The sequence below is a fragment of the Aquiflexum sp. genome, assembly GCF_041749095.1.
In the GTDB taxonomy this organism is placed as follows: domain Bacteria; phylum Bacteroidota; class Bacteroidia; order Cytophagales; family Cyclobacteriaceae; genus Aquiflexum.
The window spans coordinates 1-11,723 of record NZ_JBGTCA010000367.1 but is presented as its reverse complement, the minus strand read 5'-3'; the positions used below and the strand labels follow the sequence as shown (position 1 = coordinate 11,723).

Here is an 11,723-nt window from a genome sequence, read left to right as displayed (position 1 = left end):
AATCAGTTGATTTTATCGTATTTGACAGTCATTCCTGACCTTACTTGCAAAACACCTGTGGTCAAAACAAGGTCACCTTCTTTCAAACCGTCCACTATCTGAACACTTGTATCGGTTCGGGTTCCTATTGAAATTTGTCTTTCTTCCACTTTATTGTCACTATTGACCACAAAAACTTTGTATCCGCTAAGCTCAGGGATTACAGATTCTGCAGGTACCAAAAGCGCATTTTCTTCAATTCCCAAAATATACTTTATCCGGACAAACATGCCGGGAAGAAACATTTTGTCTTTATTCGGACTTTGTGCCCTCAATTTCAGGGTTCTTGTATTGGCATCAATATTCGGTTCATAAGCATATACCACTCCTTCCGCTTCTTTTCCTCCTGCGTCGGTAGAGAAAAATATTTTGGAATTCAACTTGACCTGATTTGCATATCTTTCAGGAATGGAAAATTCGATTTTGATGGGATCGATGTTGATGATACTGACTATCACATCATTGGTTCCTATGACACTACCTTCTGAAATTTGTCTCAATCCAAGAACTCCGTCAAACGGAGCACGGATAACTGTCTTGCTCAACTGTGCTTCCACCAATCTTAAATCAGAAAGGTTGGTATTGAATTGGTTGAGTACAATATCATATTCTTCCTGACTTATTGCTTCTTTAGCGAGCAATTGCTTTTGGCGGTTTTCCTGACTCTCAAAGAGTTTTTTGGTAAACTCAAGTTTTTGGTATTGGGCACTGAGTTCGTCATCATTTAAATATACCAGGGGAGTTCCTTTTTTTACAAATTGCCCCTCTTTAAAAGCTATTCTTTGTACAAGTCCTGAAATTTCAGATCTAAGGGATACCATCTCATTGGGTAGGACAGTTCCAGTTATGTTAAGGTTGTTTTCCAGCTTTTGAGGACTTATTTCTACAACATTCACAGGTAGGACCTGTGCCCCTTGTGCAGAGCCACTGACTGCGGCAGGTTCATTTTTTGATCCAAATATTTCAGCCCTTCTGGGGTAAATAAAAATAATTGCAATCACTGCCAGGATTACAAAGATCAAAATTATTTTAGTCGGATTTTTCATTCTTAGTGCGCAAATGAATTTTGAAGCGGTTGGTTTAGATTTCTAAGAAATTCCAGTGAAAGTTGGTTAAATTTTTCGGGTTGTTCAACATTGACCACATGGCCACATGCTTTGACAATTTTCAGAAGCGAAAGTTTATGCTCCTTGACAATTTTTTTTACAGGTTCCAAAAACATGATGTCTTCTTCACCCATGATATATAATGTAGGAATGGTCAAGTCTTTTTCTTTGAAATATCTCAGTACGGGGTTGATGTCTTTGGTCATTTTAAACCATCGTATGAACTCCTTTTGGCAGAGACGCTGGGCTTCCCGGATAAATAGATTTCGGGATTCTACATGATGCCTGCGTGGCATGATAATCCATGCAAAAAGACTGTACAGCCACATATAGGGTATAATACTTTTAAAAGCATTGCCCAAATAAACCAAAACCCTCGAAGTGATATTGAGTCGGGTAATTGCCCCGGTCATCACCAGAGAATTCACACGTTGAGGTTCCATTTCGGCCAATTGTCTGGCAAGGATAGTTCCCAAAGATACTCCCATAAAATGAGCCGGAGGAATCTCAAGATGGTCCAATACCTCTATGATGTCTTTGGTTACCGCAGGAAAGGTATATTCCTCCTTCCATATATTTTTGATGGAGCTAGCCGATTTCCCATGGCCCCTAAGGTCTATCAACAACAAGTTGAATTCCTGTCTGAAGTCCCGAATTTGCTTGTGCCAAACCACGGACGAACCACCGGCTCCGTGAATAAATACCACCCATTCCTTACTTGAGGAGTGCTTGTATGTTTTATAAAACAACATGCCTTTTTTCATTTGTTCTCGCTTATAACCAAGGATAGGTACAGATAGTTATTCAACCGAAAGCTAAGTGCTTTCGTTCTGCTTTAAAATGAAATAAATACAGGAGGTGTTTGAGGTCTATTAATGGTCATTTCATGAAAAGAGGCGAGAAGCGAGAGACGAGATGCGAGATGCGAGATGATAGAAACAAGAACCAAGAGCCAAGAGACAAGAGAAGTTAGAGCCGAGCCGAAAGCCGACTGAGAATCTAAAATCTAAAATCTTCCTTCTAAAATCCCCTCCCTTCATCCTTCACCCCTCATCCTTTATGATCCTTCCCTCAAAGCTTCCTCTTAATAAAATCCGTCATCAACGAATATAAATGCCAAGAGGTGTTTCCCCCTGAAATGCCATGGTTTCTGTTTGGATAATACATGGTTTCAAACTGCTTGTCTGCCTTGACCAATGCATCCACCAAATCCACTGAATTTTGAAAGTGAACATTGTCATCACCTGTTCCATGAATCAACAATAAGTCCCCCTTAAGTTTGTTGACATGAGTGATTGGGCTGTTGTCATCATAGCCTGCGGCATTCAACTGTGGTGTCTGTAAATACCTTTCTGTATAGATGGTGTCATAATATCTCCAAGTGGTTACCGGTGCCACTGCGATGGCTGCCTTAAATACATCATTGCCTATCATCAAAGCCAAAGAGGACATATACCCCCCATAAGACCAGCCCCAGATTCCGATTCTTGATTTGTCCACATAGGGTAGGGTACTCAAGTGCTTTGCCCCGGCAATCTGATCATCTGTTTCGATTTTGCCCAGATTGGCATAGGTTACATGCTTAAAGTCACGCCCTTTTGCATCGGTTCCCCTGTTGTCAACACATACCACAATATACCCCTCGGATGCCAGGTGATGGTGCCAAAAATCCCTGGTGCCGCCCCATGAATTGGTGACATTTTGGGAACCGGGACCGCCATAAACATACATCAGCACAGGGTATTTTTTGTTTTCATCAAAGTCTGTTGGTTTGATCATATAGGCATTCAGAGAAGTGCCATCCACTGTATTGAAGCTGAAAAACTCCTTTGGAGAGATTGCAAAATTTTCGATTGTGGATTTCAATTTCTGATTGTCTTCCAGTACTTTGACCAGTTTGCCGGAGGATTCATTGAGTGTCACTTTCAGCGGACTGATAGTATTGGAGAAGTTGGCAATATAGTATTTGAAGTCCTTGCTCATGTTGATGGTATAGGTTCCTTTTTCCGGGGTAAGGAGTTTTTTGCCTTTTCCATCCATATTGATCACGTATAGGTTTCTTTCCAAAGGCGAAACTTCCGTAGAGATATAATAGATTTTTTTGGATTTTTCATCCAATCCCACCAACTGACTTACTTCCCAATCACCTTTAGTAACCTGTCTGATCAATTTTCCCTGATTGTCATAGTGGTAAATGTGCTTAAAACCGTCTTGTTCGGAGGTGCGGATAAATCCCTTATTTCCTTTCAAAAATCGTAGGTCATCATTGTAGTTCAAGTCCACATAGGTTTCGGATTTTTCCTGTAGGATAAGATTGGTTTCTCCAGTCTGCGCATTGGTGTACAGCAGATCCAATTGATTTTGCAGTCTGTTCAATCTTAAGAATGCCAACGTATTGGCCTCGCCTGTCCAATATATCCTGGGGAGGTAAATGTCCTTCTCAGCGCCTGAGTCCACAGCAACGGTTTTTTTATTGATGAGGTCATAGATATGGATGCTGACCTCAGCATTTTTTTCACCTGCTTTGGGATATTTGAATCGGTAATCTTCAGGATACAGTTTACCCCAAGTCTGCATGTTGAATTCCGGAACTTCAGATTCGTCAAATCGGATAAAAGCTATTCTTTTTCCATCAGGTGACCATTCAAAAGCTTTGGACATAGAAAACTCCTCTTCATACACCCAATCCGCTGCACCGTTGATAATATGGTTCCATTTTCCATCTGTGGTGATTTGGGTCACCTGACTGCTGGCAAGCTCGGCCATATATAAGTTATTGTCTTTGACAAAGGCCACTTTGTTATTGTCAGGGGAGAGGGTGGCATACATGATTTTTTCCCCGTCCATCAGTTTTTGGGATGTACCGGACTGAAGGTCTATCACATGAAAAACTCCTTTGCTGGATCTCCTGTAAATACTTTCAACTTCAGAGGCAACCAAGGCTTTGGTCTCATCCGGGTTGAAAGCATAGCTGGAAAAATTGATTCCCAAAGCTCCTCCATCTATCAGGACTTCTGCTTCTTCTCCTGTGGCAACATTGATCTTGACAACCTTAGGCCCGGTCAATCCTCTTTGTAAAGAACTGTAATACTGTCCATCCTTCATCCAATTGATCCCATTAACTGACTTTTGGGAAAATGTGTTGGATTTGAAGACATCTTCAAGACTGACTTTCTTTTTTTGCTGGGCTACAACTGATATGCTTCCAAGTAGAAGTATGAACAGAAGCAGATTGGATTTAATGTTCCTCATAGAATTCAAGAATTTTTTAAAGTGGCCAAAAGTATGAAAAATAGCAGGAAGGAGAAATTGTTATTTTATAGTTGGAAGTTGGGTGTCCGAAGTCCGAAGTTGACGTCATTGCGAGCCTGCCTGCCGATTTTGGTAGGGAGCACTTCAAATTTCTTGTTTGACCAGAAACTCTTCGTGCGACGTGGCAATCTCTTAGAGTCCTAAGTCGGATGACCCCTGCCTGCCGACAGGAAGGGATGTTGGATTAGTGCGGATTCATTCTGGTCATTACGAACCAACAAACTTAACTTGGAATTTAGACTTTAGGAAGTGAGTGGAGACACTCACTTCGGCCTTGGTTCACTCCACTTCGGCCTTGATTTACTCCACTTTAGTGTAAAGCATATCTAATGCTTGAGGATCATCAGCATAAATCAAAAGTTCCTGACCATCTTCTGAAATACGGAATTGCATCCTATCCACCTGAGTAGATGAAAAATCCGCTTTTACCAATTCTTCTTTAGGGCCAAATGGCGGTCCATTATTTTGAATAGGGGGATAGAATATTTCTCGAGGCATCAAAGACAATTGATCTCCTGATGAGCTGAAAAAGCCTTTATGCAAAAGTTGGTAGCCTATATTTTCATCTTCTATTGACAGCCTATCTGTCCACTGGTAAGTATATGTTCCATCGCTTTTGAAGACAAAACTTACAACCGATTCCCTTTCAAAACTTTCATTCCAATTAGCTATTTCCCAAGTTCCAATCAAATTGGGAGAGAAAAGTTCTTCCTTTTCCTGACAGGCTGAAAAGAATAAAAATAAGCAGGCAATTGAATAAAGACTTGGATTTTTCATAGTGAGTCCAGCGGATAGTTTATGTTTTTGAGTACGGAACTTTAACTTCAAAAGTTTTAGTTTAAAAACCTATCCTAAAAATTTATTTTCTTTCCATCCTTAAGTCCCCGATATATAGTTCCATTTTCCACAATAAGCACCTCACCATCCTCACCGTTTTTGATACTTGAATCTACCCCGATTACTTTTCCACCAAAATGGCTGCTGACAGTCTCAAAGGAGGTATGTCCTACTATGATATGTTTTGATTTGAAATACGCTAAAATTTCATCTACATCTGAATCGCTGACTTCTCCCTCATTGAAATATCCACGATACCATACCGGGCCATTGGACTCCATCAAAAACCAAAATTCTTCTACCTTTTTTTCTTTAGGCGGATAAGGGCCCAATATGTTTTCAAAGAATATTTTATTGACTTTTTTTGCATTTAAGTTTCTTTGGATCAGCTCGGGTGAAATACCTGCATGGACAAAAAGCAAATCATTTACGGTTACAATGGCAGGTCGTTGTCGTATCCAATGGCCCAGAATGGAATTGAATCCATACATTTCACCAATGGTAATCCCCATGATTTCAGCCGCCTTTACATATTTGTCATTTAGATATCTCAGGTCATCCCGTGCCACCATCAGTTCATGGTTACCCGCCAAAAAATGTACCCTTCCCTTAGCTTTCATGGCTTGATGTTCCAGTTTGTAAGCAAGCCATAATATCTCGGTCACTTTATCACCCCGGTCCATAATATCCCCATTGATGACTAAGTGGCCTTTGCCAAAATCCCAGTCCAGGTTGTCGTCGATGACGCCATGGGTTTTCAATAATTCTACCATTAGATCATATTGTCCATGGATATCGGCAATCACAACAATGTTTGAAACTTTCTTAAATTTCTGTGCTGTCCCCGGCCTGCTTACCAGGTTACTTCTGAACAGTTCAGTATCTACACCCAATCCCAATACTTTTTCAGGAAAGTCCGCATTGATGTTGTTTTCCACCTTCAACTCCCCGTTTTCTACCCACTTGGCATGGAAACCCCCGTCCTGCCAAAATATATAGGGACCTTCGGAAATCTTTGAATTGGAATCTTGGGCAATTCCACTAGATGAAATTGCCGAAAACAAAAAGATAAAAAGGAAATTTTTAGAGTTTCTGATCATAAGAATTCATTCAATATAGAAAGAATTCATTAAAAATTGAAATTGATGCTTACAGGTATGGTATCAGGGGAATTTGTATTTAATGCCATTGATAGAACCCCGAAAGAGTTCACCGTTCTGAATAATCAGTATTTCCCCTGTTCTGCCGTTTTTGATACTGGAATCCACTGCCAAAACCCTTCCTCCAAAAAGAGGGGTGATCATATCCACAGAAGTATGTCCAACTATGACCCGCTTTGAACCAAAATAATCCAAGATATCGTCCAGGTCTTTTTCATCGAGATCTTCCTCGCCAAAATATCCACGGTACCACATCGGACCCTTGGGGCTGGTCAAAAATAAAATGTCCTTTGCCCGGTTAGGGCTGTTTTTGGAAGTATTCAGAATATTCTCATAAAACATCTGATTAACATCATGAACAGTCAATTGCCGGCCCACAAAATCCGGAGAAATACCGGCATGGGTGATCAGAAGGCTATCAATGGTAATCACAACAGGTCTTTTCCGTAGCCAGTTGCCCAGCACAGATTGTTCGTTGTGCATTTTTTTGACTGACATTTTCATAAGTCTTGCGGCACGGATATATTTTCGGTTGAGGTAGCGTAAATCATTTTCCAACAACATCAGTTCATGGTTGCCCAGTAAATAGTGAAGTCTTCCACCTGCTGCTATGGCCTGATCTTCAAGAGTGTATGCCAGCCACAAAGCTTCAGTCACTTTGTCACCTCTGCCCAGGATATCACCATTGATGACCAAATGCCCAGTTCCAAAACTCCAGTTCAGATTTTCGTCTATGACGCTATGACTCCGTAACAGTTCGACCATCAGGTCATATTGACCATGGATATCAGATATGATTACTAAGTCATTGACCCCTTTATAATCTTGATAAAAATCAGGAGCCTGCTGCATTTTCTTTTTTATCGACACAGGATCCAAATCGAGGCCAAATTCGCTTTCAATATATTCGGGTTTTAAAATTTCCAGACTTTTTAATTTCCCGTTGTCAACCCATTTTGCCTGTAATCGGTCTTCGTTCAAAAATATATAGGGTCCAGTAGAAATGGGTGGGTTTTGGGCAAAACTACTTTTTGAATAAAAGAATAATAACAGCGCTACTATTAAATTCTTTAATAATAAGGATTTGGTCATCCCGTGAATATAGATTCTTTTCACAATAATTTCAAAACAAAAAATGGCCATGCTTATCGGACATGGCTTTTTATGTTGATTTTTTTTTTGTGAAACTTTATTTGATACGATGAAAATCAAGACGGGTTTTTTTTACTTTTACGTCCTATGAAGAAGAAGATAGCTATTGTTACCGGAGGCTATACCGGGGAGTCGGTGGTTTCGCTGAAAAGCGCTGCTGTAGTAGAAAAAACCATTGATACTGAAAGATATGATATTTATAAAATTCTGATATACCCGCATAATTGGTACCATGAATCCGCCACAGGAGAAAAAATCCCTGTTGACCTAAACGACTTTTCCATTACCTTAAATAGCCAAAAAATTACTTTCGATGGAGTTTTCAATATATTGCACGGCTCCCCGGGAGAAGATGGGAAGTTGGCCGGATATTTTGATCTCTTGGGGATTCCCTATACAACCTGTGATGCATTGACTTCTTCGATCACTATGAATAAGGGATATACCAAAGCCATAGTCCAGGATATCCCTCAGTTGTTTGTAGCAAGATCTATTCAGCTATTTAAAAACTCGGAAGAAAATACGGTAAAGATTTTAAAAGAACTTCGCATGCCCTTGTTTATCAAACCAAATAACGGCGGTAGCAGCATTGGCATGACCAAGGTGAAAGTGCCCAAAGAATTACAGGAAGCATTGGATAAGGCCTTTGCCGAAGACAGTCAGGTATTGGTAGAGGAATTTGTCGCGGGTAGGGAATTTTCCATTGGGGTATATCATACCAAAGGCAAAACCACCGTTTTACCCGCCACGGAGATTGTCAGCAGCAAGGAGTTTTTTGATTTTGAGGCGAAATATTCTCCGGGTGTAACGGAGGAAATTACCCCTGGTAGGATGAGCGAAGAGGAAGTGGAAAGGGTCAACCGGATTATCAAAAAAGTTTATACCAAGCTAAATTGCAAAGGGGCGGTGCGGATTGATTATTTTCTGGAATATGATACTGATAAGTTTTATTTCATAGAAATCAACACCGTACCCGGCCAAACCGAAACAAGCCTGATTTCCCAACAAGTCAAGGCCATCGGCATGGAAGTCAGGGATTTTTATAATGAGTTGATTGAGGAGATGTTTGAGGGGTGAGAAGCGAGAGACGAGAGACGAGAGACGAGAGGCGAGATTTTAGAGCCAAGAGCCAAGAGGCAAAAGCCAAGAGACAAGAACCAAGAAAAGAGAGGCGAGAGGCGAGATGCGAGAGGCGAGATTTTAGAATTAAGAATCACTGACCGCCCCAGATTGGGTTGCGAGGGAGAGCTAAGAATCAGAAAAAATAAGGCCTATAGACTTACGAAAGCTCATATATATGGAGGCACCCTACTTCTAACTCATGTGCTCAACTTTCATTCACAAAGCCAATTCTAAAATCTAAATTCTAAAATCTACCTTCATCCTTCATCCCTCATCCTTTATCCTTCCCTTCACCCCCCTCACCATCTCCTTCTTACCCGGAGGGCCGGGGAGGGTTTCTACTTCCAGGCCGAGGTCTTTCAAATCCCGCTTCAATTGCCCTTTGGCACAATAAGTTGTAAAAATTGCTCCGGGGTTCATGGTATCGGTGACTTTGGCGAGCATTTCTTTGGTCCATAGTTCGGGCTGCTTGTTGGGAGCAAATGCATCAAAAAAGACAACATCAGTAGGATAGAGGACAGCATCCTCTAAGGTGATGCGGTCCTTTTTCATATTAAAGTATTCAGATACCACGGCCCCTTCATTCCAGGGAGCGGTATGCAACCTGTTGAAGTATGAGGCATAATGGTAAATGCTCGTATCTACCTCAGTATAATTGAGCTTGGAGTATATCTCTTTTTCCAATGGGAATGGCTCAATGGTATGGTACAATACAGGTACTTTATACTGCTCTGCCCATACCAAAGTAAGCCAAGCATTCAATCCTGTTCCAAATCCCACTTCAAAAATCCGGATTGGATATGTTTCAGGATTGCGCATATGCCAGGTCTCCAGACCATACAGCATAAATACATGGATGGATTCGCGGTAGGCTCCATGAAAAGAGTGATAGCTTTCGTTCAATTCGGGCACAAACAGGGAATGTGAACCGTCTTCTGTGGTAATGATCTTAACTTCTCTTGACATTTTATTTGGTATAGATTAAAGCCACACAATAGGCAGAAACACCTTCTTCCCTGCCTACAAAACCAAGGTTTTCTGTAGTTGTCGCCTTGATTGATATGTTTCTTTCCTCAACTTCCATGACCTCAGAAAGGCATTTTTTCATGGCCACGATATGCGGATTGACTTTTGGTAATTGCAGGCAAACCGTGGTGTCAATATTTCCAACCTCGTATCCCTCATTCCTGATGAGACCCATCACCTCTTTCAGCAGAATTTTGCTGTCTATTCCTTTATACTTCGGATCTTTATCCGAAAAATGATAGCCGATATCTCTTAAATTAGCTGCACCCAGCAAAGCGTCACAGATCACATGGATCAGCACATCTGCATCCGAATGCCCGACTGCCCCTTTTTCATGCTCCAACTTAATCCCTCCCAGCCAGAAATCATACCCTTGCTGAAGCTGATGAACATCGTAACCGAAACCTATTCTGAAGTTTAACATTTTGAATTTAGATTTTAGAGGGTAGATTTTAGATATTAGAGCCGAGAAGCGAGAACCGAGAAACGAGAAGCGAGAGCCAAGAAACAAAGCCTGTCCCGATGCTTTTATCGGGGAGCCAAGAAACAAGACTCATAGCCTGTCCGATGTATATCGGGGAAACAAGAGACTAAACTTTATTACCTATTCTCTAATTTTTCTAATAACCCATACTTGGTTCATTGTACATTGTACTTCGTACAATAAAACTCAATTCCCCTTATAATACAATACCGAAGAATTATCCTCCCTCAATATATTCTTGGCCCAATCGATTATTTGATCTGCAGGGATTTGGGTTTTCTTTTCGTATTCAGTTTGATAGAAATCCGCATCACCTAAATGGGCATAATAAGCCAAACTCATTGCCCGGTTGAGGAGTTGTACCGACTCATAGGTTTTCATGGCCTCAGCCTGATTTTTGACTTTGGTAAGGGTTTCATTGGAAATACTTGATTTCAGAAAACCATCGATTACTTCATCCAAGGCTTTTTCCGCATTTTCGGCAGTCTGCCCTTTTTCCATTTTTCCGGAAAATACCATCAGCCCCGGATCAACAGTACCGTAGATATAAGCCCCAATGGAGGCAAAGATATTGCCGTTTTTCACCAATTGCTGTTCCAGAATGGAGGAACGGCCAAAACCGATTATATCCGTGATCAGATCAGATTCCAAGTACCCGTCCTGCAATTTGGCAGGCATATGATACACCTTGTAAAGTGCATCCGTAGGAACATCAGCCTGCACGGTAGCTGTTTTTTTGCTTGCTTGGGGCAATTCCTGATTGATGGTTTTTTTTGGCATTTGTCCTGATGGGATATCTCCAAACCATTTTTCTGCCAACTGCTTGACCTGTTCCAAGGTGACGTCTCCTGCTACCACCATGACCGCATTGTCGGGACGGTAATGGGTAAAATAGAATTCTTCTACATCTTCCCTTTTGTAGTTGATGATGTCTTCTAAGTTTGCGCCAATGGTCGGCCATTGATAAGGATGGCTGTCGAAGGCAAGCTTCCTGATATGATGATGTACATCGCCATAGGGTTGGTTGAGGTAGCGCTGCTTGAATTCTTCAATGACCACCTTCCTTTGGGTCTCGATGGTTTTTTCGCTGAGATTGAGCTGCAACATTCGGTCTGATTCTAGCCAAAATGCAGTTTCAATATTGGCAGCGGGAAGGGTGATATAGAAGTTGGTGATGTCGGTATTGGTAAAGGCATTACAGGAACCCCCGACTTTTTCCAGGGCAGTGTCAAAAACAGGTACATTCTTGGAACTGCCGAACATCAAATGTTCAAAATAGTGGGCCAATCCGGTTTTGCCTTTGATTTCGTTTCTGGATCCCACTTTATACAGGATATTCAATACGGCTATCTTGGTGCCATGGTCTTCATGGACCAGTACCTGCAGGCCGTTATCCAGTACAAATTTTTGGTAATTGATCATCGAAAATTTTGGGCAAAGCTAAGAAATTAAAGCAAATCTGACCGAAATTGTTTCAGGAAATGA

10 protein-coding genes are annotated in these 11,723 nt (G+C 41.2%); 1 reads left to right on the top strand and 9 read right to left on the bottom strand.

The window, feature by feature from the left end; all coding sequences use genetic code 11:
• Window positions 1–2 precede the first annotated feature (2 nt).
• From ACEW8O_RS16710 to ACEW8O_RS16685, 6 genes are all read right to left on the bottom strand, one after another.
• Window positions 3–1,085 (bottom strand): efflux RND transporter periplasmic adaptor subunit, encoded by a 1,083-nt coding sequence (locus tag ACEW8O_RS16710; RefSeq protein ID WP_373495764.1) that lies wholly within the window; start codon window positions 1,083–1,085, stop codon window positions 3–5.
• A 2-nt stretch (window positions 1,086–1,087) separates the two neighbouring features.
• Window positions 1,088–1,897, bottom strand: a complete 810-nt coding sequence (locus ACEW8O_RS16705; protein ID WP_373495791.1) for an alpha/beta fold hydrolase — start codon at window positions 1,895–1,897, stop codon at window positions 1,088–1,090.
• A gap of 319 nt (window positions 1,898–2,216) precedes the next feature.
• Window positions 2,217–4,397: a S9 family peptidase gene (locus tag ACEW8O_RS16700; RefSeq protein WP_373495763.1), complete on the bottom strand. Its 2,181-nt coding sequence runs from the start codon at window positions 4,395–4,397 to the stop codon at window positions 2,217–2,219.
• A gap of 360 nt (window positions 4,398–4,757) precedes the next feature.
• Window positions 4,758–5,234: a hypothetical protein gene (locus tag ACEW8O_RS16695; RefSeq protein ID WP_373495762.1), complete on the bottom strand. Its 477-nt coding sequence runs from the start codon at window positions 5,232–5,234 to the stop codon at window positions 4,758–4,760.
• 74 nt (window positions 5,235–5,308) lie between these two features.
• Window positions 5,309–6,394 (bottom strand): metallophosphoesterase, encoded by a 1,086-nt coding sequence (locus tag ACEW8O_RS16690; protein WP_373495761.1) that lies wholly within the window; start codon window positions 6,392–6,394, stop codon window positions 5,309–5,311.
• A gap of 63 nt (window positions 6,395–6,457) precedes the next feature.
• Complete coding sequence (locus tag ACEW8O_RS16685) at window positions 6,458–7,570, bottom strand: metallophosphoesterase (protein ID WP_373495760.1); 1,113 nt, start codon at window positions 7,568–7,570, stop codon at window positions 6,458–6,460.
• 123 nt (window positions 7,571–7,693) lie between these two features.
• On the opposite strand from ACEW8O_RS16685, the gene ACEW8O_RS16680 reads away from it, so the two are divergent.
• Entirely contained in the window at window positions 7,694–8,683 is a 990-nt protein-coding gene (locus tag ACEW8O_RS16680; RefSeq protein ID WP_373495759.1) for a D-alanine--D-alanine ligase, read from the top strand.
• A gap of 309 nt (window positions 8,684–8,992) precedes the next feature.
• Here the strand turns inward: ACEW8O_RS16680 and mnmD are convergent, their stop codons facing one another.
• The 3 genes from mnmD to ACEW8O_RS16665 form a co-directional block, all read right to left on the bottom strand.
• Complete coding sequence (gene mnmD / locus ACEW8O_RS16675; protein ID WP_373495758.1) at window positions 8,993–9,694, bottom strand: tRNA (5-methylaminomethyl-2-thiouridine)(34)-methyltransferase MnmD; 702 nt, start codon at window positions 9,692–9,694, stop codon at window positions 8,993–8,995.
• 1 nt (window position 9,695) lies between these two features.
• The gene (gene ispF, locus ACEW8O_RS16670) at window positions 9,696–10,178 is read right to left on the bottom strand and encodes a 2-C-methyl-D-erythritol 2,4-cyclodiphosphate synthase (protein WP_373495757.1); all 483 of its coding nucleotides are present in this window, start codon (window positions 10,176–10,178) and stop codon (window positions 9,696–9,698) included.
• Window positions 10,179–10,424: 246 nt separating this feature from the next.
• A complete protein-coding gene (locus ACEW8O_RS16665) occupies window positions 10,425–11,660 on the bottom strand; it encodes a M16 family metallopeptidase (protein WP_373495756.1) in 1,236 nt (411 codons plus the stop codon).
• Window positions 11,661–11,723 lie beyond the last annotated feature (63 nt).